This window comes from Streptomyces sp. NBC_00019, from assembly GCF_045041015.1.
GTDB lineage: Bacteria > Actinomycetota > Actinomycetes > Streptomycetales > Streptomycetaceae > Streptomyces.
The window spans coordinates 7,491,833-7,514,981 of the sequence record NZ_CP108302.1 but is presented as its reverse complement, the minus strand read 5'-3'; the positions used below and the strand labels follow the sequence as shown (position 1 = coordinate 7,514,981).

Annotated in this window: 14 protein-coding genes; 2 read left to right on the top strand and 12 right to left on the bottom strand. The window is 71.2% G+C overall.

Features of this window, described 5'->3' with window-relative positions:
* Nucleotides 1-235 precede the first annotated feature (235 nt).
* The 5 genes from OHU89_RS35515 to OHU89_RS35495 all read right to left on the bottom strand — a co-directional run bounded on the left by OHU89_RS35515 (nt 236) and on the right by OHU89_RS35495 (nt 9,885).
* Entirely contained in the window at nt 236-2,167 is a 1,932-nt protein-coding gene (locus OHU89_RS35515; RefSeq protein ID WP_405649074.1) for an acyl-CoA dehydrogenase family protein, read from the bottom strand.
* A gap of 103 nt (nt 2,168-2,270) precedes the next feature.
* Nucleotides 2,271-3,080: a GH12 family glycosyl hydrolase domain-containing protein gene (locus tag OHU89_RS35510; RefSeq protein ID WP_405649072.1), complete on the bottom strand. Its 810-nt coding sequence runs from the start codon at nt 3,078-3,080 to the stop codon at nt 2,271-2,273.
* 74 nt (nt 3,081-3,154) lie between these two features.
* The gene (locus OHU89_RS35505; protein ID WP_405649071.1) at nt 3,155-5,332 is read right to left on the bottom strand and encodes a protein kinase domain-containing protein; all 2,178 of its coding nucleotides are present in this window, start codon (nt 5,330-5,332) and stop codon (nt 3,155-3,157) included.
* A gap of 5 nt (nt 5,333-5,337) precedes the next feature.
* Complete coding sequence (locus OHU89_RS35500; protein ID WP_405649070.1) at nt 5,338-7,503, bottom strand: PQQ-binding-like beta-propeller repeat protein; 2,166 nt, start codon at nt 7,501-7,503, stop codon at nt 5,338-5,340.
* Nucleotides 7,504-7,605: 102 nt separating this feature from the next.
* Nucleotides 7,606-9,885, bottom strand: coding sequence for a protein kinase domain-containing protein (locus OHU89_RS35495; protein ID WP_405649069.1), 2,280 nt, complete (start codon nt 9,883-9,885; stop codon nt 7,606-7,608).
* A 200-nt stretch (nt 9,886-10,085) separates the two neighbouring features.
* Here OHU89_RS35495 and OHU89_RS35490 point away from each other — a divergent pair, with 200 nt between their 5' ends.
* Together OHU89_RS35490 and OHU89_RS35485 are read left to right on the top strand one after the other, a co-directional pair.
* Nucleotides 10,086-11,099, top strand: coding sequence for a LacI family DNA-binding transcriptional regulator (locus tag OHU89_RS35490; RefSeq protein WP_266887370.1), 1,014 nt, complete (start codon nt 10,086-10,088; stop codon nt 11,097-11,099).
* A gap of 88 nt (nt 11,100-11,187) precedes the next feature.
* Nucleotides 11,188-13,236, top strand: coding sequence for a TIM-barrel domain-containing protein (locus OHU89_RS35485; RefSeq protein WP_405649068.1), 2,049 nt, complete (start codon nt 11,188-11,190; stop codon nt 13,234-13,236).
* 52 nt (nt 13,237-13,288) lie between these two features.
* Here OHU89_RS35485 and OHU89_RS35480 read toward each other — a convergent pair whose 3' ends face one another.
* The 7 genes from OHU89_RS35480 to OHU89_RS35450 all read right to left on the bottom strand — a co-directional run bounded on the left by OHU89_RS35480 (nt 13,289) and on the right by OHU89_RS35450 (nt 23,147).
* On the bottom strand, nt 13,289-13,855 hold the full coding sequence (locus tag OHU89_RS35480; RefSeq protein ID WP_405649067.1) for a chorismate mutase: 567 nt from the start codon (nt 13,853-13,855) through the stop codon (nt 13,289-13,291).
* 28 nt (nt 13,856-13,883) lie between these two features.
* Nucleotides 13,884-14,597: a GH12 family glycosyl hydrolase domain-containing protein gene (locus OHU89_RS35475; RefSeq protein WP_267014750.1), complete on the bottom strand. Its 714-nt coding sequence runs from the start codon at nt 14,595-14,597 to the stop codon at nt 13,884-13,886.
* Nucleotides 14,598-14,636: 39 nt separating this feature from the next.
* Complete coding sequence (locus OHU89_RS35470) at nt 14,637-16,850, bottom strand: glycosyl hydrolase family 95 catalytic domain-containing protein (protein WP_405649066.1); 2,214 nt, start codon at nt 16,848-16,850, stop codon at nt 14,637-14,639.
* The gene (locus tag OHU89_RS35465) at nt 16,847-18,814 is read right to left on the bottom strand and encodes a beta-galactosidase (RefSeq protein ID WP_405649065.1); all 1,968 of its coding nucleotides are present in this window, start codon (nt 18,812-18,814) and stop codon (nt 16,847-16,849) included. Before OHU89_RS35465 ends, OHU89_RS35470 begins: the two co-directional genes overlap by 4 nt.
* Nucleotides 18,814-21,024, bottom strand: coding sequence for a 1,4-beta-glucanase (locus OHU89_RS35460; protein WP_405649064.1), 2,211 nt, complete (start codon nt 21,022-21,024; stop codon nt 18,814-18,816). The genes OHU89_RS35465 and OHU89_RS35460 overlap by 1 nt, the downstream gene beginning before the upstream one ends.
* Nucleotides 21,025-21,174: 150 nt before the next feature.
* A complete protein-coding gene (locus OHU89_RS35455) occupies nt 21,175-22,110 on the bottom strand; it encodes a carbohydrate ABC transporter permease (RefSeq protein WP_405649063.1) in 936 nt (311 codons plus the stop codon).
* Nucleotides 22,107-23,147, bottom strand: a complete 1,041-nt coding sequence (locus OHU89_RS35450) for an ABC transporter permease (protein ID WP_405649062.1) — start codon at nt 23,145-23,147, stop codon at nt 22,107-22,109. The genes OHU89_RS35455 and OHU89_RS35450 overlap by 4 nt, the downstream gene beginning before the upstream one ends.
* Nucleotides 23,148-23,149 lie beyond the last annotated feature (2 nt).

Here is a 23,149-nt window from a genome sequence, read left to right as displayed (position 1 = left end):
GTCAGGTGCGTGCTCTCGGCGTGCCGGGCGCCGGTCCTCGTACTGGATGTACTTGGGTCAGCGCCCGGTGCGGCGGGAGTGCGTGCATGGCGTCGCGGGGCAGACGGGGCTTCCGGCCCGTGCCCTCGAGGGGCTGGACTGTCGCTCATCCCCCCATTGTTGCCGTAAGGACGGTGTGTGAGGACAGCGCGTCCCTCGAAGGAGGTTTCCCGGGGGACGCGCTGTCATGGGCCGGTCAGCGGATCGGCCGGTGGACGTTCTCCTTCTCCGAGGCGCCCGGTGTGGCGTCGGCGATCCACGGGCCCTCGCCCGACGGGTCGACGATGCCCTCCTCCAGCCACTCGTAGGTGCCGGACATGACGCCCTTGACGACCTTGCGGTCCAGGTCGTCGGTGTTGGTCCACAGGCGGCCGAAGAGTTCCTCGACGCGGATGCGGGACTGCCGGCAGAAGACGTCGGCGAGTTGGTAGGCCTCGCGCCCGTGGCCCTCGGTGGTGCGCAGGAGCTCGGCGCGTACGCAGACCGCGCTCATCGCGAAGAGTTCCGCGCCGATGTCGACGATCCGGCCGAGGAAGCCCTGCTTGGTCTCCATGCGGCCCTGCCAGCGGGACATGGCGTAGAAGGTGGAGCGGGCGAGCTTGCGGGCCGTGCGTTCGACGTAGCGGAGATGGACCGAGAGGTCGACCTCGCGTTTGAATTCGTTGTACGAGTACGGGAGTTGGCCCTGGCCTGCCACCAGTTTCGGCAGCCACTTGGCGTAGAAGGCACCTGCCTGCGCGCCTGCCTTCGCCTTGTCCGACAGGGACTTCTCCGGGTCGATCAGGTCGCCGGCGACGGAGAGGTGGGCGTCGACCGCCTCGCGGGCGATCAGGAGGTGCATGATCTCCGTCGAGCCCTCGAAGATGCGGTTGATACGGAGGTCGCGCAGGACCTGCTCGGCCGGGACCGCGCGTTCGCCGCGGGCCGCCAGGGAGGCCGCCGTCTCGAAGCCGCGGCCGCCGCGGATCTGGACCAGTTCGTCGGCCATGAGCCAGGCCATCTCGGAGGAGAAGAGCTTGGCCAGGGCGCCCTCGATGCGGATGTCGTTCCTGTTCTCGTCGGCCATCTGGCTGGAGAGGTCCAGTACGGCCTCCAGGGCGAAGGTCGTCGCCGCGATGAAGCTGATCTTCGCGCCGACGGCCTCGTGGTCGGCGATCGGCTTGCCCCACTGCTCGCGGGCGGCCGACCATTCGCGGGCGATCTTCAGGCACCACTTGCCGGCGGCGACACAGGAGGCGGGGAGGGAGAGGCGGCCGGTGTTGAGTGTGGTCAGCGCGATCTTGAGGCCGGCGCCCTCCGGGCCGATGCGGTTCGCCGCCGGGACCCTGACCTGGTGGAAGCGGGTGACGCCGTTCTCGATGCCGCGCAGGCCCATGAAGGCGTTGCGGTTCTCGACGGTGATGCCGGGCGAGTTGCTCTCGACGACGAAGGCGGTGATGCCGCCCTTGTGGCCCTCGCTCTTGGGGACCCGGGCCATCACGACCAGCAGGTCGGCGACCACACCGTTGGTGGTCCACAGCTTCACCCCGTCGAGGACGTACTCGTCGCCGTCCGGCACCGCGCTCGTGGCGAGCCTGGCCGGGTCGGAGCCGACGTCCGGCTCGGTGAGGAGGAAGGCGCTGATGTCGGTGCGGGCGCACCGGGGCAGGAAGGTCTCCTTCTGCTCCTGGGTGCCGAACAGCTTCAGCGGCTGGGGGACGCCGATCGACTGGTGGGCGGACAGGAGTACGCCGATCGCGGGACAGGCGGAGCCCGCGAGGGCCAGGGCCTTGTTGTAGTACACCTGGGTGAGGCCGAGACCGCCGTACTTGGTATCGATCTTCATACCGAGGGCGCCGAGCTCCTTGAGGCCGGCGATGACCTCGTCGGGGATCCGGGCCTCGCGCTCGACGAGGGCGCCGTCCACCTTGGTCTCGCAGAAGTCGCGGAGCTTGGCGAGGAACTCCTCACCGCGCTGGGCGTCCTCGTCGGGCGGCATGGGGTGGGGGTGGATGAGGTCGAGCCGGAAACGGCCGAGGAACAGTTCCTTGGCGAAGCTGGGCTTGCGCCAGTCCTGCTCCCGGGCCGCTTCGGCCACCTGGCGGGCCTCACGTTCCGTGACGACGGGCTTCTGTTGTGGTGCGGACATGAGGGCCACCTCACCGCGAATCGGGATCATGGTTACCGACCGGTGCTACTCGATCGTATGTACCCGATACCGAGCGCGCCCACCACCCCTGGGACGCGGCCGTTCAGCCGATGTTGACGGAGTACGCCTTGGTGTCAAGGCGTCCGGTGCCCTTGAAAACCTCGGTGCCGGACTCGATACCGGAGACGTACTTGTCGTTGCTGAGGAGCTTGCGCCGAACGAGGGACTGGGTGAAGTCATCCAGGTTGAGCGTGGCCTTGGTGGTGTTGGTGCGGCGGACGAAGGAGTAGACCTTCCAGCCGATGTCGCCCTGGTAGATGTCCCACATGGCGCCGCCGAGGCTGACGGATCCGTACTTGCTGCCGAGGGGTCCGGCGCCGCCCTGCCGGTTGAGCCAGATCATGATCTCGTCGGTGGGCTGGTCCTGCCAGTCCGCGGTGTTCTTGTTGTGCAGCCACAGGTCGTAGGCGACGTTCATGACGCCGGGGTCGGGGCTGACCGTGAACTCCCAGCTGGTCTTCACCGGCTTGCGGTCACCGACGCGGATCGGCAGACCGGTGGCGGACTTGTCGACCTTCCAGCCCCAGTGCCAGCCGAGGACGCTGGACGCGTAGGACTTCACGTCGTAGTCCTTGCCGCTGCCGCTGTTGGCCAGGCTGTAGTCCGTACCCCACGAAATGGTCGATCCCGACCGGGAGTTGTCCCAGACGCACTGCGTACCGGTGGCCTTCTCCCGGTTCCAGACGTTGTTGTTCACGTAGTACTTGCCGAGCGTGATCGTGTCGAAGTCCGTGCACTTCTTGCTCGACTCGTCCGCCTGCGCGACGGTCACGCCCACGGCCGCGGCAAGCGCGACCGTGCCGGAGACGAGAGTCTTCGCCTTCTTGGAGAAGCGGGGGCGGCGGTGCTGCATGGGGCGGATCCTCACGAAGGGGGTGATCGATTACGTCCCTTCAGTGGGCGCCGGGGCGTCAAAGGTTGCCGTCGCTAGCCGGTCAGCGGGTAAGCCCGCAGGCGGGTGCCGCGCAGGACGTACAGGGAGCGGCCGTCGGTCAGGAGGGTGACGTGGGCCGCCTGGGCGTCGACCGTCTTCAGGGTCCAGGCTGTCCTGTGCGTGTGCAGGTCCACCGCCACCGCGTCCTCCTGGAGGACACCGCCCGTCTGGGGGAAGACGTAGCCGGCCGCGAGCAGTGGGGGTGGGGCCGGTTTGTCGATGAGGGTGCGGTTGCTCTTCCAGGTCCAGCCCTGGTGGCGGTCGTCGCGTCGGATGACGGCCAGGTCCTTGCCCAGGGCCGTCAGGTAGATCGTCGTGCCGTCGATGGTCGTACCGCCGTGCAGCACGCGGCCCTTCGAACCGGTGCCGGTGTCCTCGGGGTCGAGGCTCCACAGGGTGCGGCCGCTGCGCAGGTCGAGGCAGAGGACGCCGCGGCCGGCGACGACCGCGGTGCCGTCGGCGGCGGCGACGGTGCGCTGGGTCAGACCGTTGTACTGGACGCCGAGCGCGGTGGTGGACAGGGTGCGGCTCCACAGGGGGGCGCCCGTGGTGGCGCGGTACGCCGTCACCTCGTCGTTCTCCAGGAAGACCAGCACCCCGTCGGCGACCGCCCCGGCGGCCCCCTCGGCGGCGCTGCGCCGCACGCGTCGGCTCCAGCGCAGCCGGCGGCCGGTGACGTCGTAGGCCAGGAGATACCGGTCCCGCTGCGCCGGTTTGTCGCCGTGGTGCGCGCCGGGGGCGTGTCCGACGGCGTAGACGGTGTGCGGGTCGGCGGCGAAGACCGGCTCCAGCAGCAGGTCGAAGCTGACGCCGAGGGGGGCGGAGTGCCAGACCCTCCCGTCGGACGCCTCGATCCCGGCCAGCCGTCCTGTCACACCGCCGGTCTTCATCACGGCCGCGCTGCCGCAGACCGTCAGATAGCCGGCGTTGACGATCTCGCCGATCCAGCGCGGTGTGCCGGTGCGCGCGTCGATGCCGAACACCTGCCGGTCGTCGTACGCGGGGATGATCAGCGTGCCGTCGACGAGGACCGCGCTCGCGCCGATGCCGGACCGTTTGAAGTCCGCGGTGTACTCCCAGCGGGCGCTCGGCGCCTCGCCCGGGTCGCGGGAGCGGGAGGTGGAGGGCGTCGGCCGGTGTGCGGTCGCGGTCCCGTCCCCGCCGTCCGTGCGGGAGACCGCCCATACGGTGCCGCCCGCACCCGCGAGGGCCACGGCCGCGACGCCTGTCAGGAGCCCGCGCCGGGTCAGCCTGGGCGCGGCCGGCGGGGCGCCGGTCACCCGGGCCGGCGGGGCCTCGCCGGTGCGGGCGGTGAAGGCGGCGAGGTCGGCGAGCACCGCGGCGGGCAGCCGGTCGCCGAACCAGCCCGCGCCGCCGATCCGTTCGGCGACGGACGCGAGGGCCGGTCGCGCGTCCGGGTCCCTGCGGAGGCAGTCGGCGAGCAGCGGCCGCAACTCGTCCGGTACAAGGGTGAGTTCGGGTTCCTCGTGGGTGATGCGGTAGAGCACCTCGCCCGGTTCGCCGTCCCCGAAGGGCGGGCGGCCGCAGGCGGTGTACGTCAGGACCGAGGCGAGCGCGTACACGTCGCAGGGCGGGCCGTCGCGGCCGTCGGCGGCGAGTTGCTCGGGGGCCATGTAGGCGGGGGTGCCGGGCGCCTCGCCGGTGCGGTGGTCGGCGTCGGCCGTCCGGGCGATGCCGAAGTCGACGAGACGGGGGCCGGACGGGGTGAGCAGGATGTTGGACGGCTTGAGGTCTCGGTGGACCACCCCGGACGCGTGCAACGCGGCGAGCCCGCCGACGAGTTGGGCGCCCAGAGCCCGTACGGACTCCTCGGGCCACGGCCCGTGGGCCGTGACGGCCTGCGCCAGCGAGGGGCCCAGGACGTACGCGGTGGCCAGCCACGGCCGCCCGCCGTCCGTGCCCGCGCCGACGAAAGACGGCACGTGCTCCAGATCGCCGAGAGCCCGCACGGTGTCGCTCTCCCGCTGGAAGCGGGCCGTGAAGTCGGGGTTCGCGGCGAGCGCCGGGTGCACGGCCTTGAGGGCGACGGTGCGGCCCGTCGGCGTACGGGCGAGATAGACGGTGCCCATGCCGCCGGAGCCGAGCCGGGCCAGCAGCCGGTGGCCGCCGATCGTGTAGGGGTCGTCGTCGGTGAGCGGGAAGGGGCGCATCGGTCTCACCCCGCCGGGAGCGCGATGACGGTGGAGCCGTTGACGACCAGCGCGGTGTCGTCCACGACGAAGGCGGTGTAGAGCGAGGAGGCCGCCTGGCTGCTCTGGAAGGACCACTTGTACGCCCCGGAGCGCGGGTCGAGGGCCACCACGCCGGCTCCTCCGCCCCACGTCAGCAGGGTGCGCGCGGACTTGGTGAGGCTGAGCCCGGGGGCCTTGCGGGTGGCGTAGGGCGGGTCGGGCAGCAGGGCGCGGCGCCAGATCTCGCGGCCGTCGGCCGGGTCGACGGCGTACACCGTGCGGTTCGCGTCGGTGACGTACACGACGGTGCCCAGGCCCGGGACGCGCAGGACGTTGGGCACGTCGACGTACACACCGGTGCCGGTGCCGTCCCCGTCGTCGTCGTTGAGGTTGATCTCCCACACCGGCTTGTCCGAGCGCAGGGGCGCGGCCGTCACCCGGCCCTGGTGGACCTGGTAGACCTGCCCGGAGACCGTGTCCACCGAGATCGTGGCGCCCTCGGTCGTCCAGGTGTGGCGGAAGGGCGGGCCCATGGTGCCGGAAGTGATGTCGACCTCGGCAAGTTCGACGGCGCCGTCCTCCTTGTACAGGACGTGCAGTTCGTCCTTGCCCGGCAGGAAGATGAACGCGCCGGACTTGGCCACCGGTACCTGGAGCCGCCAGCGCTCCTTGCGGCCGACGAGGTCGAAGGAGACGAGGTAACTGCGCGGGGTGGCACCCTTCTTGAAGTTGTCGGGGCCGTTGGCCTTGTAATAGAGGATCCCGCGCCGCTTGTCGCAGGCGAGCAGCTCGCTCAGCACGAGCTCGCCGACGTGGTACGGGCGCTTGCCCCACCGCTGCTTGCCGTCGTCGGTGGCGACCGTGACCAGCTCGCCGTAGCACTGGAGGATCAGTGTGCCGGGCTCCCCGGGCAGCATCGGCTCGTTGGAGTCGATGCCGCCGCGCTGCCAGACGGGGCGGCCGTCGGCCATGTCCAGCGCGGTGAGTGCCGGGAACTCGGCGAGGTAGACGACGTGGGTGCCGTCCGGGTGGGTGTCGTGCCAGAGGCCGGTGTTGGCGTTGTTGAGGAACTGGTACTTGGCCTCGTAGCGCCACAGCGCGGCGGGCGGGGTGCCGCGCGGCACGGTGGCCGGTTTCGCCGTCGTACGGCGGCTCGCGGCGGCCGGTGCGGTCAGCGCCTCGGTGCCGCCGCGGCCGGCCACCCAGCCGGCGACCGCGCCGCCGCCCACCAGCAGTCCGGCGCCGGCGGCGGTGAGCAGGGTGCGGCGGGAGGGCCTCGCCAGGGGTGCGGGCGGCGGGGCGTCGGCGGCGGACTCCAGGGCCAGCGCGCGGTCGGCCTGCCGGGCCAGCGCGGCGAGCAGCCGGGCGGGCGGCTGGAACGGCTCGTCGCCCAGTTCGTCCGCCAACTCCTGTGCGGTGGGCCGCTCTTCGGGGTCCTCGTGGGAGCAGCGGCGCAGCAGCGCATCGTCCGGGGCCCGGCCCGCGGCGGCATGGGTGAGGACGTCACCGAGGGCGGCGATGTCGTCCTGCGGGCTGCCGGTGAGGCGGGGCCGGATCAGGCGGGGGCCGTCGGGGGCGACGAGGACGGCGTCAGGGGAGAGGGCACCGTGCGCGTACCCCGCCGCGTGCAGCCGGGCCAGGGGCGCGGCGAGACACGCGGCGAGGGAGCGCACGGTGCCGGCGGGGAGGCCGCCGTACATGAGGGCACCGGTCTCGGCGAGGGTCAGGGAGGGGGTGAACCGCCAGGCGATCCACGGTGGTTGGGCTGCGGTGCCGTCTTCCAGGAGCTCGGGGAAGCCGGGGCCGGTGGCTGTGCGGACAGCGGTGGCGGAGCGGCGGGTGAGGGTGGCGCTCGGGGTGGAGGTGTCGTGGTCGACGTCGGTGGCCGTTGCGGCGCGGGGGCCGGTGCCGTTGCCCCGTCCGTTGCTCCTGCCGTTGCCGTTCCCGCGCCCATTGCCCCTGCCGCGACCGGTCAGACCTCCTCGGCCTCTGCTGTTGCCCACGCCGTCCCGTACGAGCGTGATCTCGGCCAGTCCCTCCTCGCCCGGCCTGCGGGCCAGCAGGCGCGGTTCGCCGCCCGCGGGTGTCAGCCGGGCCAGCAGGACGTACGGCCCGAGCAGGCGCGCGTCGTCCAGGCTCAGCTCTTCCATGCGATCCCCCATCGCTCCCCGTCGCTCCCCGGTGCGCGCCGGGCTCCCCAGCAAGCGCATTCCTCAAGCAGGGGTAACGACGTACACGGGTCGCGGCCCGTTTCACAGGGTGGGCATCGCGCGCAGGGTGTCGCGGCGGGCGACGAAGACCCGTCCGGCGGCGCCGGCGAGCCGCCATCCCGGGGGATCTGCCTGGTCGGCGAAGGTCCACATGAGACGGCCGGTGCGGATGTCGACCGTGTAGACGCCCCTGTCGGCGCCCGGCTGGACCGGGGAATCGGTCGGGTTGCCCAGCAGCCCGTACAGCGCGTGGCCGACCACGACATCGGCCCGGCGCGGTACGCCGCTGTAGTCCATGGGTACCGTCCAACGCGGCACACCGGAGCGGGCGTCCAGGCACCACAGTGCGGTGCGGGTGGCGGCGGTGTACACCCGCCCGTCGGCGACGGTGGGCGCTCCGTAGAAGCCGTACGCCGGATCCGGCGCCAGCGTCCAGCGGGCCTTGCCGGTGCGGGCGTCGAGCAGGGCGAGCGGGCGGCCGCCCACACAGAAGGCACCGTCCCACACGGTCGGGGCGACGGAACCGATACGGCCGCCGCCGATCAGCGCGGGAGTGCCGACCGTCCACCGCCAGGTCGCCGAGCCGTTCGCCGTGTCGAAGACCTGGGCGATGCCGTCGTCGGTGCACACCAGCAGCCGCTGCCGGGTCACGGCGGCACGTGCGGCGGCGACGCCGGTCACCGCGCGGGCGGAGGTCCACCGCACCCGACGGTCCGTCAACCCCACGGCCCGGACCCGGCGTTCACGGTCCAGGACGTACGCCGCCACGGCGTCCACCGCGAGCAGCTGGGCGGCACCGATGTCCCCGGTCCGCCAACGCGGCTTCCCTGTACGGGAGTCGAGGCCGGTCAGGCGCCCGTCGCCGGTCACGACGAGGATCGCCGGCCCGGCGACGAGCAGATCGCCGAGCCGGTCGGGAGCCTTGGCCCCGTTCCAGCTCCACGCCCGCCGCCCGGTGTGCTGCACCCACGCGGCCACGCCGCCGGAGGTGCCGGCGGCGACCACCTGGCCCACGGCGACCGGCCCGGGCCCGTCCGGGTGCAGCCCCTCGGCCCGCCAGAGCGCGGCGGGCACGGTGTCGGCGGTCGGGGCGGCGAGCGGCTCGGCGACGGGGACGCCGTTCTCGGTACGTTCGTCGGGCGGCGCGGACCGGTCCCGGGTCAACCACCAGACCCCGGCCCCCACGCCGGGCACGGCCAGTGCGGCGGCCGCGGTGAGCAGGCGCCGCCGGGTGGGGGACGGGACGGGGGCGGCCGTCCGGAGCAGGTGGTCGGCTTCGGCGTGGCGATGGTCGATGTCGGCGGCGAGTCGGGGGGTGAGCCATGCGGGGGCGGGAGCGGCGGACCTGGGGCCGCCGGAGGTGCGGGAGAGCGGGTGCTCACCGGGTCCGGGGCGGCGGGGGGTGCGGGTGGACGGAGGGTCGGCGCCGGACTTGCCTGGAACACCAGCACCCCACCGCGAGCCCGTCCCCGTCCCCGACTCCCCCGGCTCCGACGTAGGACCCGCGCTCCCGAACCCGCCCTCGACCCACCCCACCAGCTCCCCCGGCGTAGGCCGACTCCCCGCCTCCTTCGCCAGACAAGCCCGTGCCACCCCCACCAGCCCCTCCGGCACCCCCTCCAGTTCCGGCTCCTCGTGCACCACCCGGTATCCGACCGCGGCCGGATGGCCGGTTCCGAAGGGCGCCCGGCCCGTGCAGGCGAAGACCAGCACCGCCCCCAGCGCGAAGACGTCCGCGGGAGGACCCGCCCGGCGTCCCGTGATCTGCTCCGGCGGTGCGTAGCCCGGTGTGGCCGGCGCCGCTCCCGGCTGGGTCAGCGTCAGTCCGTACTCGGGTCGGGCGATGCCGAAGTCGATGATCCGGGCGCCCTCGCGCGTCAGGACGATGTTGGACGGCTTCAGATCCCGGTGCACCAGCCCGGCCTCGTGGATGACCGCCACCGCCCGCGCCAGCTCCCCCAGCAGCGCCCGCGCCCCGGCCTCGCCGAGCATCCCGTGCTCCGCGACCGCCTCGTGCAGCGTCGGCCCGGCCAGATACGCGGCGGCGATCCACGGCACGGGGCCGTCGAGGTCGTACCCCAGAACCGGCGCCACCCCGGTCCCGCGCACCGCCGACGCCGCGTCCGCCTCGCGCCGGAAACGCCGCACCATCACCTCGTCGCGCGCCGTTTCCGGCCGCAGCACCTTCACCGCCGCGACCTGCCCGTGCGCGTCCCGGCCCAGGTACACGGCGCCCATCCCGCCCTCGCCGAGCAGCGCGACGACCCGGTACGGGCCGATCCACCGGCCGGGCTCCCCCGATTCCGTTCCGTGGCCCCCCACGATCGGCCATGGTAAGGAGGAACCCCACACCCCGGAAGAGCCGCCGGGAGGCCCGAAGGGGAGCCCGCACCAACTCGATGTCGAAGCGCTTCGACGGCCTATGGACACCCACCCCCGGTGGAGCTACTGTCGAACCACCCTCACCCGCCCTTATTCGCACTGCGCACTGTCGAAGCGCTTCACAAAGCTTGGAGAGCTGGATGGTCACCCTCGCCGAGGTCGCCCAGCACGCCGGAGTCTCGGCGAGCACGGTGAGCTATGTCCTCAGCGGCAAGCGGTCCATCTCCGGGGCCACCCGGGAGCGGGTGGAGCAGAGCATCCGCGAGTTGGGCTACCACCCGAACGCGGGCGCCCGCGCCCTGGCCAGCAGCAGGTCCAACATCATCGCGCTGATGGTCCCGTTGCGCACCGACATGTATGTGCCGGTGATGATGGAGATCGCCATCGCGGTGGCCACCACGGCCCGTCTCCACGGCTACGACGTCCTGTTGCTCACCGGCGAGGAGGGCCCCGACGCCGTGCGCCGCGTCACCGGCAGCGGGCTCGCCGACGCGATGATCCTGATGGACGTCGAACTCGACGACGAGCGGCTGCCGTTGCTGCGCGGCACCGACCAGCCGTCCGTGCTCATCGGCCTGCCCGCCGACACCTCCGGACTGACCTGCGTCGACCTCGACTTCCGGGCCACCGGCGCACTGTGCGTCGAGCATCTCGCGATGCTCGGCCACCGCGACATCGCTGTCATCGGCGAGGCCCCCGCGGTCTATGAACGGCACACCGGCTTCGCCGAGCGCACCCTGGACGGACTCCGGACGCGGGCCCAGGAGTTGGGCGTACGCCTGCTGCACCGGCCGTGCGAGGGCGGCTACGACGCGATGGCCGTGACCTTCGCCCGCATCCTCGACGAGCGTCCGGGCACCACGGGCTTCGTCGTGCAGAACGAGTCGGCCGTCGAGCCGCTGCTCGCCCTGCTGCGCCAGCAGGGCCGCGCCGTGCCCGAGGACGTCTCGGTCGTCGCGGTCTGCCCCGACCAGGTCGCCACCCAGGCCTCGGTACGGCTCACCTCGGTCGCCATCCCCGCACAGGACATGGGCCGGCACGCCGTGGAACGCCTGGTGGCCAAGCTGGAGGGCCGCGGCAAGGACGAAGTCGTCCTCATCGCACCCGAGTTGACCGTCCGCACGAGCACGGGACCCGCGCCGTCGGCGCTCTGACGAACCTCTCTGTTCCTTCCGCACCGAGCAGCCCGAGCAGCCCCGCCGGGGCACCACCTGTCTCCACTCGCCTCCAGGAGCACCCCTCGTGACTCAGCCTGCCGAAAATCAGCCCCAGCAGGGCGCTGTCAGCCTCGCGCAGTCGTCTCCCACCATCGGCACGTTCCGTGAGCGGGACGGTGGCCTGGAGTGGAGCGGCCGCCAGGAGACACTCCGCATCGAGCCGTGGGGCCCGGACGCGGTCCGGGTCCGGGCGAGGCTCGGTGGCCCGATCCTCGAGGGACTGCCGGGTGCGTTGCTGGAGAGCGCGCCCGCCACCTCGTCCACGATCAAGATCGAGGACGGCCGGGGCCAGTTGACGGTGGGCACTCTCACCGTCGAGGTCGACGCCGAGGGCCTGATCCGCTTCCTTCGCACCGAGGACTCCGCCGAGCTCCTCGCCGAGGCCCGCGCCCACTTCTGGTGGCCCGGCTCCCGCCTCTACACCGCCGTCGGCAACGGCCACCACCGGCTGGAACAGCGCTTCGCCGCGTACGACGACGAGAAGCTGTACGGCCTCGGCCAGCATCAGCACGGCAGGCTCGACCAGAAGGGCCTGGTCCTCGACCTGGTGCAGCGCAACGCCGAGGTCGGCATCCCGGTGCTGAGCTCCAGCCGCGGCTACACCCTGCTGTGGAACAACCCGGCGATCGGCCGGGTCGAGCTCGCGCACAACGGCACCCGCTGGGTCGCCGACTCGGCCCGTCAGATCGACTACTGGATCACCGCGGGCGCCCCGGCCGACGGTCAGCGCCGCTACTCCGCGGCGACCGGCCGCACCCCGATGATGCCGGAGTGGGCGGCGGGCTTCTGGCAGTGCAAGCTGCGCTACCGCACCCAGGACGAACTCCTCGGCGTGGCACGGGAGTACAAGCGCCGTGGCCTGCCCATCTCCGCGATCGTCTGCGACTTCTTCCACTGGACGCACCTGGGCGACTGGAAGTTCGACCTGAACGAGTGGCCCGACCCGGGCGCCATGGTGCGGGAGTTGGAGGAGCTCGGCATCAAACTCGTCGTCTCCGTCTGGCCGTCGGTGTCCCCGTTGAGCGAGAACCACCAGCTCATGGAGCAGCGCGGCTACTTCATCGGCACCCAGTACGGCCCGATGGCCCACGCCGACTGGCCGGACAAGGAGGTCGCCTCCACCGTCCAGGTCGCGTTCTACGACGCCACGAACCCCGAGGCCCGCGAGTTCATGTGGTCGCGCATCCGCGACAACTACCTGACCCCGTACGGCATCACGGCCTTCTGGCTGGACGCCTGCGAGCCGGAGCTGAAGCCGGGCTTCTCGGAGAACCTGCGCTACTGGGCGGGCCCGGGCCTGGAGGTCGGCAACAGCTACCCGGCAGAGAACGCGCGTACCTTCCACGAGGGCCTGACGGCCGAGGGCGAGGAGGTCATCACCCTCAACCGCTCGGCGTGGGCGGGCAGCCAGCGCTACGGCGCCGCCCTGTGGTCCGGCGACATCGGCACGGACTTCCCGACGCTGCGCCGCCAGATCGCGGCCGGTCTCAACACCGCGCTCTCCGGCATCCCTTGGTGGAACACCGACATCGGCGGCTTCCACGGCGGCGACCCGAGCGACCCGGCGTACCAGGAGGTCATGGTCCGCTGGTTCCAGTTCGGCACACTGTCACCGCTGATGCGCCTGCACGGCTTCCGCGACCCGGGCATGCCGCTGGGCCCGGAGATGACCGGCGGTCCTAACGAGGTGTGGTCGTACGGCGAGGAGGCCGGCGCCATCCTGGAGCGGTATCTGCGGCTGCGCGAGCGCCTGAAGCCGTATGTCCTCCAGGTCATGCGGGAGGCCCATGAGGAAGGCCTGCCGCCCATGCGGCCGCTGTTCCTGGAGTTCCCCGAGGACCACGCGACCTGGTCCGTCGACGACGCCTATCTCTTCGGCGGCGACCTGCTGGTGGCCCCGGTGCTGACGGCGGGCGCCACGGCCCGCACGACCTATCTCCCGGCGGGCGCGACCTGGACGGACGCGTGGACCGGTGAGACGTACGAGGGCGGCACGACCGTGACGGTCGACGCCCCGCTGGACCGCATCCCGCTGTTCCTGCGGGACGGAGCGCGCCTGCCCGTGGCGGAGTAGACGCGCCGGTGCGGCCGGTCCCCATAGGGGAGGGACCGGCCGCACACGCGTGTCAGCGGCAGACGGAGGCCAGGGAACGTACGAGCGCGCCGGTGTGCAGAAGGTCCGGATGCCGCTCGTGGTGGACCTCGACGACGGCCAGCGCGAGTTCGGGCTCGCACGTGGGCCGGGTGCGCAGCGGCGTCGAGTCGGCGAGGGCGGTGACGAGGTCGGTGTTGATGCGGTTGATCTTCTGCCGTACGACGCCCAGGTCCGGCTTGGTCGTCGGCGCCTGGTCGGGATGCGCGGTCCAGCGCAGGTAGAGGCCGCGCTGCACCGTCTTGTTGGCCTCGATCTGGTCGCGGAAGACGCGCCGGACCTCGTCAGGGTCGGCGCCGGCCTGCTGTGCCTGTGCGGCGACGGAGTCGAGGACCTGCTGTTCGCGGGCGGGGTCGTCGATGGGGCTGTCGGTGCCCCATTTGGCGGCCGCGACGAGGTCGGCGGTGGCGAGCCGCTCGGCGGAGAGGGCGGCTACGGGCTTGAGATCGGTGGGGGCGGGTGCCGCCGCCGCGGGGCCCGGTGAGGCGAGCAGCGCGGCGGCGGCGATCAGAGTGCCGGTGAGGGGGGTGGAGATACGCATGGGGTCCATGTAACCCCACCCCTCCCCGTCAACTGCTGCTGACCGTCAGGTTGTTGGTCTGGAAGTTCAGCCCGCCGGACGAGGACGTGATCTCGTACCCGAACTGCACGTCACCGATGGTCTCGTTGCCGAACCAGCCCTTGGTGTCCTTGATCCACTTCAGGATCGGCAGGACGTTCACCGTGCCGGAGGTGGAGTCGGAGGTGCGCAGGAACGAGAAGACCTCGTTGGCACCGTTGTTGCCCTTGTAGACGGTCCAGGTGTGGCCGCCGAGGGTGACGTTGCCCTGCGAGGTACCCAGCGGGCCGACGGCTCCGTTGTAGTTGACCCAGAGCATGATCTCGTAGTCGTAGTCCGTGTCCCAGATGTCGTACGACGTGTTGTACGCGCCGGACGACGGGACCGTGACGTTGTAGCTGCTGGAGAGCGAGCCGAGGGAGGTGATCGTCTTGTTGATCACCTTCTTGGAGTCGGGGTAGGACTTGATGCCGCCGGTGTTGGGGTGGTCGGCCCAGACGCCCCAGTTGGTACCGGAGTTGGCCCAGATGCACTGGCTGCCGGCGCCGGAGCCCCAGATGTTGTTGTAGAGCGTGTAGCCGTTCAGGCTGGTGTTGCCCCACTGGTCGCAGGAGTTCCAGACGGCGGCGGAGGCGGGGGCGGAGGCGAGGCCGACGGTGGCGCCGAGGGCCATCGCCGGGGCCAGAATCGCCATGGTGATCTTGCGCAGTGTGCTCTTTGCCATGGTGTCCCTTTCCATGGGTGGGGGGAGTTGCGGGGGTGGTTACCACGCCCCAAGCGGGAGGACGTGGTCTTCTCCGGCGACGAGGTCGAGCGGCCGCGCGCCGGTGGAAGTCCTGATCTCGATGCGGTGGGTACGGGTGGGGCGTAGCACCGCGGTCGCTTCTTGCGGGGTCCAGTTGAGGTCGAGCTCCGCCCCGAACCGGGTGCGGACCCCTTTGAGTTGGCCTGACGGGTACGCCGCCGGGAGGGCCGGCAGCAGGACCAGCCGGTCGGGCGTGGACTGCACGAGCATCTCGACGAGCACGGCCGGGAGGGTGTGCGCGGCGTCCGCGTTGTAGACGTCGCGGTTCGGGTAGTGCGCGCTCATCAGGGAGGCGTGGAAGAAGTCGCCCTTGAGGACCTGGCCGAGGGCGTGCGCGACCCGTTCGCCGTCGCGCAGCCGGGCGGCGATGAGGGCATGGTGGAGATGGCCGTGGGCCGAGTCGTTCTCGGCGCCGCGGAGTTCGAGCGCGCGGTACGCGGCCGCGGCGAGGTCCGGGGTGTCGTACGGGGTGATCTCGTCGAGCGGCCAGACGCCGTAGAGGTGGCTGAGGTGGCGGTGGTCGTAGGTGTCGTCGAGGCCGGGCCAGGCCCATTCGGCGAGGGCGCCGTCGTCGTTGATCCGGTGGGGCGGGAGCCGGTCGGCGAGGGCTCGCCAGCGTTTTGCCGACTCTGGGTGGTAGTCGGCCGCCGTGTGCAGGGCGTGGCGGGCGGCCGAGAGGTCCATGGCCGCGTTGATCGCGCCCCAACTGGCGTTGGCGGGCCGGTTCTCGGGTGAGTAGGAGGGGACGACGACGAGATTCCCGTCGCTGTCGGTCCGGGTGAGGAAGTCCTCGTAGAACAGGGCGACTTCGGCGAGCGCGGCGGCGGTGCGCGGGTCGTGCTCGCCGCGGGTCTCGTCGTGGTCGACGAGCGGCTTGAGCAGCCAGTCGGCGCCGGCCGTCCACAGGTGCAGCGGGTATTCGCGGCTGAAGTGGTACGTCAGCCCGGACTCGCCGTCGCTGTGCGGTGGGGCGACCACTCCCCGGGCACCGAAGACGACGCGGGCGTTCTCCCGCCAGTCGTCGAGCTGACCATGGATCAGGGAGGCCAGACCTTCGGTGACTTCGGGCAGAGCGGCGGCCGCCGCGGACGCGGTCTGGAGGTTGACGTTGGCGTCATTGGTGAACGCTCCCGACCAGGCGGTGTCCCAGTCGCCGGTCCACAGGCCGGTCAGACGGGGCGGGAAGAGACCGCTGGCGGAGAGCAGGTGGTAGCGGCCGGCGGCGAAGAGGCGTTCCAGGAGGGCGGGGCTCTCGGGGCGGGCGAGCAACTCCGAGCCGGACAGGACGCGTTCGGCGGGGTCGGCGTGGAGGTCGAGGGTGACCCGCTCGTAGGCGGTGCGGTGCAGGGCGGTGTGGCGGTCGAGAAGGAAGGTGAACGGGTCTTCTTGCTCGGGTGCGAGTTCGCGCAGGGCGCGGGCGTGCTCCAGCGCGTCCAGCTCGCCGGTGTGCCGCAGTACGCGGGTCAGCAGCAGTACCGACTCGGCGCCGGCGATCCGCAGTCCGGGCGGTGTGAGGGTGGTGGTGCCGCCGGTGACGAGGACGAGGGTGACGCCGGTGTAGGCGCGGTCGCTGCCCGGGTAACGGGCGCGCAGGGTGAGCAGGGCGCCGTCGGGGGTGAGGACGGCGCCGTGGCCGACGCCGAGGTTCTTCGGGGCGCCCGGGAGGCGGTGGTCCAGGGAGATGTCGAGGTCGGCGGCGATGACTTTCTGGACGATGACGTCGTCGGCGCGGGAGACGAAGACGCGGCTGCCCCAGCCCTCGTACCGATTGTGGACGACGCCCGTGGTGAAGGTGACGGAACGTCTGTATCTCCGGGTGGTGCTGCTGGCAACTCTGCGCAGCCGCACCTGGAAGGCCGGATGGAAGGGCTGCACCCACTGGAGGGCCCGCCCGTCCGTGAAGCTCTCCGCGGCGGCCGACTCTCCGGCGAGCAACCGGTCCTGGAGGGCGGGCAGTTCGGCGGCGAGCCCGGGTGGGCGGGCCTGTTCGGCGCCGTTGGGGCGGACGAGGGTGTGATGGGTGACGACGACCCGCTCGTCGTCCGGCTCACCGAACACAAGGGCGCCGTGATGGCCGTTGCCGCTCAGGAAGCCGTCCTCCCAGCGGGTGGCGGGGCGGGGTTCCCAGGTGCGGTGCACGACGTCGGTGTCCGGGTTCACGTACACGTTCATGGGCGCAACACCACCACGCCGTACCGGTCCAAGGTCAACTCGTCCGTGACGGTCGTCCCCGTGAGCAGGTCGTGGTGGGTGCCGGGGATCTCGACGGTCACGGATTCGCGGGAGTGGTTGAGCACGAAGAGCAGGTCACCACGGCGTACGGCCTCGACGCTCGCGGGGAGCCGGTCGAGCACCGGACGGACGCCCGCCTCGGACGCGAACTGCCCGAGGAGACCGCGCAGTTGGTCCGCCTCGGGAAGCGTAGCGAGATACCGCGCCCGCCCCTTGCGGAGCACCGCCGGCAGTCCGTCGAGTTCGCCGCCCTTGAACACGGCCTCGGCGTCGGCGTCCTCGTCCTTCTCGATCTCCTCCGACCACAGGGTCCCGCGGAACCCGTCGCACTCGACGTTCTCCCCCGCGTCCAGCGGCCACCACTCGTGCAGGATGCGGATGCCGAACAGCTCACGCAGCCGTCCGTCCATCCCGCCGGGCCGCACCCGGTCGTCCTCGTCGGCGATGCCGGTGAGGAAGCCGGAGACGAGGGTGCCGCCCTGCCGTGTGTACGCGATGAGGTTGTCGATCGCCGCGTCGCTCAGGGAGTACAGCTGAGGGACGACGACGAGCTTGTACGCGCTCAGGTCGTGCTCGGGGTGGGCGAAGTCGGTGGCGAGGTGGGCCTCCCAGAGGGCTCGGTGCCAGGCGGTGAGGACCTGGGTGTAGTCGACCTGGGTGGAGAGACGGCCCTCGTGGGCGCCGGCCCACCAGGAGTGCCAGTCGTGCAGGACGGCGATGTCGTTGGCGGTGTGACTGCCCGTCACCTCGCCGGAGATCCGCGCGAGTTCCGCGCCGAGCTCTTTGACCTCCTGGTACGTCCGCCCCCGCTCCCCCGCGTGACTGACCATCCCGGAGTGGAACTTCTCCGCGCCCTGCCGGGACTGCCGCCACTGGAAGTAGCAGACGGCGTCGGCGCCACGGGCGACGGCCTGCAGGGACCAGAGGCGGTTGAGGCCGCGCGGCTTGGGGTGGTTGACGCCACGCCAGTTGACCGGCCCGGCGGCCTGCTCCATCAGCATCCAGGGCCCGCGGGCCTGCGAACGGGTCATGTCCTGTACGAGAGCACCGGCCTGGGCGCCAAGGGGGTCGCGCGGATCGGGGTAGAGGTCGACGGAGACGACGTCCTCCTCCTCGGCCCACCGCCAGGCGTCCTGCCCGGACCAGAGCGGCATGAAGTTGGAGGTGACCGGGATGTGCGGGGTGTGCCGGCGCACGATGTCCCGCTCGGCGACGTAGCACTCCAGGAGCATGTCGGAGGTGAACCGCTTGAAGTCCAGCACCTGGGCGGGGTTCTTGAGGTAGTGGGCGTGCCGGGGCGTGTGCACCTCGGCCCAGTCGCCGTAGCCCTGGCTCCAGAAGGCGGTGCCCCAGGCGTCGTTGAGTTCCGCGAGCGTGCCGTATCTGTCCTGGAGCCAGCGGCGGAAGCGGACGGCGGCCTCGGGGCCCCAGTCGTAGGTGCAGTACTCGTTGTTGATGTGCCACATGGTGAGGGCCGGGTGGCTGCCGTAGCGGGCGGCGAGGTCCTCGGTGATGGCGGCGGCGCACCGGCGGTAGACCGCGCTGGAGTGCGAGAAGTGCTGTCGGCCGCCCCACCACTCGGTGCGGCCGTCCTGGTCGACGGGCAGGGTGTCGGGGTGCAGATGCCCCAGCCAGGGCGGGGGCGAGGAGGTCGGGGTGGCGAGGACGACACCGATGCCGTGGTCGTGCATCAGGTCCATCAGCCGGTCGAGCCAGCCGAAGTCCCGCTCCCCCGGGCCGGGTTCGAGCCTGGCCCAGGAGAAGACGCCGAGGGTGACGGAGTTGACGCCGGCGTCCTTCATGAGCCGGACGTCTTCGTGCCAGGTCTCCTCGGGCCACTGCTCGGGGTTGTAGTCGCCGCCGAAGAGGATGCGACCGCGCGTCACATCACCGAGGTCGGGCATCAGACCGGCTCCCCGTACTGGATGCCGCGCCCGTTGGTGGCGAGGTAGACGCGTCCGTACACCCGCGGGTCTCCGGTGATGACCTCGCCGGTCCATCCCCACTGGTGCTGGTCGTCGTTGATCCGCACCCAGGTCTTGGCCTCGTCGTCGGACCGGTAGACGGCGGTGATGCTCTCGGTGGAGCCGACCATGTAGATCGCCGGGTAGTCGGCCCCGTCGGCGGCCTTGCCGAAGCCGAGGGTGTACGAGGCCCAGCAGCTGGCGACCTTGGAGAAGGTGGCGCCGCCGTCAGTGGACCGGTACAGCCCGTTCCACTTCACGCTGAGCCAGAGGTCACCGGAGCGCCCGGGCGCGGCGACCAGCTCGAACTGGCTGTCCCCGGAGGGAAGACCGGTCGCACCCTGGGTGAAGGAGAGGCCACTGTCAGTGCTGACATACAGCGTTCCTGTGTCGGTGTCGAACGCGTGGAAGCGCGTCGGGTCGGCCGGGTCGGCGACCGGTGTGGCGCCCTTCGGGAAGGAGGAGATCTCGGTCCAGGTGGTCCCGTTGTCCGTGGAGCGGTAGGCCGGGTACTTCGTGCCGTCCCAGTGCACGAAGACCCACAGCAGCACGCTGCCGTCGGCGTTGGTGGCGATCGGCCCCGGTGCGTCCTTGGCGAGGGAGGGCTGGGCCGCGAAGGGCGCCCAGGTCTGTCCGCCGTCGTTCGAGTAGGCACCGTTGCCGTGGTCGCCCCACCCGCTGCGGACGACGTACGCAGGCTTCCGCGCGGCCTGTGCGAGTCCCGTCGCCGACCCGAACACGGGGTTCGTGGCCATGCCGCGCGAGGGCGAGGCGGTGAGCCGCTCGTGGTACATCACGCCGATGTCCCCGGACCCGCTGATCAGATGCGCCTCCCCGGCCGGGGGCGAGATCAGCTGCCGCACGGACGTCTCCTCCATGCCCCGGATCTGCGGCGCCCAGTGCTTCAGGTCCCGGGTGCCGTAGAGGGTGGCGCCGGTGCCGTAGACGACGTGCCGGGAGTCGTACGGGTCGAGGGCGAGCGCCTGGATCCACCAGCCGAACTTGGGGGCGTCCGCACCCCACTTGAGATAGGGGGTCTCCGATACGTCGAGGACGGCGGAGTCCTTGAGGGACGTCCAGTGGCGACCGCCGTCGGTGGACCGGAACACGGTGTCGACGGCGGCCCACCGGTTGTTGGTGGAGACGACGAGGGTGCCGGGCCGTCGGGCGTCCACGGCGACCCCGCCGTAGCCGAAGGTGTCGGCGGATCCGTCGCTCGTGGTCCCACCGGGCTTCACCGGGGACACGTCGGTCCACTTCCCGTTGGCGGTGCACAGCTTGTGCACGCTGCCGTCGGACTGTCCGTTGGGCCCGGGAGCGTTGGCGTACGTCAGGTACAGCTCGCGGGTGAAGCGGTCGTACGCGGCCCGGATCGGCACCTTGGCGGCCGCACCGGAAGGCTGTCCGGCCACGGCCTCCCACTTCGTCCCGTCGGAGGTACGGAACAGGTTGGCGGCACTCCCGTCGGAGTCCCCCCAGCCGGCGTAGAGGGTGCGCCCGGCTGCGACGAGCAGGGTGACACCCTGCCCGGAAGAGCTCGGGGTGCCGGGAAAACCGGTGGCGGCGGCCCAAGTGGCGCCCCGGTCGGTGGACTTGAGCAGCCCGTCGTGCCGGGTACCGAGCCACAGGGTGTCACTGTCGCGCGGATCGACGAGCAGCCGCTCACCGGTCCCCCGCCCGTCCTCGTTGGCCCCGACCTTCACGGTGAGGTCGGTACGGGCCCAGGTGGCGCCACGGTCGTCGGACCTCAGGACGGCACCATTGGACGCCCAGGACTGCGCATAGGTGCCGAGGGCCAGATAGACCCGGTTGGGATGGGCCGGGTCGACGGCGATGGCCTCGACGCCGAGAAGGTTCCAGTCGTCCCAGCCCAGGTGGTCGGTGAGCGGGATCCAGGCGGCGGCGCCGCTGTCCCATCTGTAGGCCCCACCGATGTCGGTACGGGCGTAGGCGAGCCCACGGACGGAGGGATGGAAGAGCACACCGGTGACAAACCCGGTGCCCCCGATGAACACATTGCGCCACCGGTAGGAGGAGCCGGCGGCCTCAGCAGCGTGTGCTTGCGCCTGCCCGACGGGAAGAACGGTGAGCGCGGCAGCGGCAGCGGTCCCGGCAAGAACGGCACGACGACTCAGGTTGAACGTACGCATGACAAGCCTCGCTCTTGAGGAAGAGGGGAGTTAGACCTACCTAGGGGCGCGGGGCTGCATCGATATGCGGCTCCGCCGCGTGGGCGCGACCAGCCACAACGAACCCGCAGCCGCCGACGCGCAGAACCGCCCCTCCGAGAGGGCGACCGGTCAACCCTTCACCGCACCGGTCAGCATGCCCTTCTTGAAGTGCCGCTGGACGAACGGAGACAGCACAGCCACCGGCAGCAACGCCATCACCATGACCGCCATCTGCACGGCCAGCCCCGACAGCTGCCCCGTCTTGATCGCCTGTCCCAGCCCGACCGGAGCCTCCTGCTTCTGCACGAGCTGGATCATGACGTTCTGCAGCGGCATCATGTCCTGGTCGTTCAGATACAGGGACGCGTTGAACCACGCGCTCCAGTACCCGACGGCGTAGAACAGCGTGATCACCGCGATGACGGCCCGCGACAGCGGCATGATGATCTGCCACAGAATCCGGAAGTCCCCGGCCCCGTCGATCCGCGCGCTGTCGGTCAGCTCCGGCGAGATCCCCATGAAGAACCCACGCAGGACCAGGATGTTGAAGACGCTGATCGCGCTCGGCAGGATCAGCGCGAGGTAGCTGTCGGTCAGCCCGAGGGTCTGCACCAGGAGATACGTGGGAATGAGCCCGGCGCTGAAGAACATCGTCGCCAGCAGCGTCATGAGGATCCACCGGTGCCCGACCGACTCCGTCCGCGACAGCCCGTACGCGCACAACACAGACACGGTCATGGAGAACACCGTGCCGACGAGAGTGACCAGGACGCTGATGATCGCCGCCCGGGTCACCTGGCCGCCGCTGAGCAGCTCCTGGTAGGCGATGAAGGTGATGCCCTTCGGCACCATCACCAGACCGCCGGCCTCGTCGATGGTCTTGCGCGAGGAGATGCTGGTGACGACGACGATCCACAGCGGGAAGAGAATCGCGAGGCAGGCGATCCCCAGCACCAGGCCCTTGCCCGCCAGCCCCACCTGCGAGGGCTGCTCCTCCCACACCGGCCGGGGTGGCGCGGCCCACCGGCCGGGCTTCTGTACAGGCTTGTCGATCACGGCGGTCACTTCTTGTACACCCCCTGCTCGCCCATCAGATGGGCCACTTTGTTCGCGGCCAGGACGAGACCGATGCTGATGACACCCTTGACGAGTCCGGCGGCGGCCGCGTAGCCGAAGTCCTGATTGCGGACGCCGTTCCACCACACGAAGGTGTCGAGCACTTCCGAGGCGCCCGGTCCCACGGCATCTCGTTGCAGCAGGATCTGCTCGAAGCCGACGGTCAGGGCGTCGCCGACGCGCAGTACCAGCAGCAGCGCGATCACCGGCCGGAGTGCCGGCAGGGTGACGTGCCACATCCGGCGCCAGCGGTTGGCGCCGTCCATCGCGGCGGCCTCGTACAGGTCGGGGCTGACCGCGGCCAGGGCGGCTAGGAAGACGATGATCCCCCAGCCGGCGTCCTTCCAGACCGCCTGCGCGGTGACCAGGAACTTGAAGGTGTTCGGGTCGGTCATGATGTCGAGGCCGTCGTACCCGTGGTCGCGCAGCAGTGTCGAGAGCAGTCCGGCGCCGCCGAGCAACTGCTGGAAGACCGCGATGACCAGCACCCACGAGAAGAAGTGCGGCAGATACAGCACGGCCTGCGCGATCGCCCGCACCCGGGGCCTGACCACGCTGTTGATGAGCAGCGCGAGCAGGACCGGGATCGGGAAGAACAGCACGAGCTGGAGGAAGAACAGCACCAGCGTGTTCTGGACCGCCTGCCAGAACGAGGAGTCCTCGAAGATCCGCTGGAAGTTCTCCAGCCCCACCCAGGGGCTGTGCAGCATGGACACGACGCCGTTGTCGCTGATGTAGGGGTCGTAGTCCTGGAAGGCGACCACGTTGCCGAGGATCGGCACGTAGTTGAAGAGCAGGACCAGGGCGACGGCCGGCAGCGTCATCAGAAGCAGGACGCGGTCGCGTCTGAGCCTGAGCCGCAGACTCAGCTTCCCGGGGGATCGTTTCCTCCCCGAGCGGGGCCCTGTGGCGCCGCCGGACGCCACCGGGGTCTTGTCCGTCGTGTCGGCCTCGGCCCTGCTCCGAGGCACCGTGCTGTGGGACACGG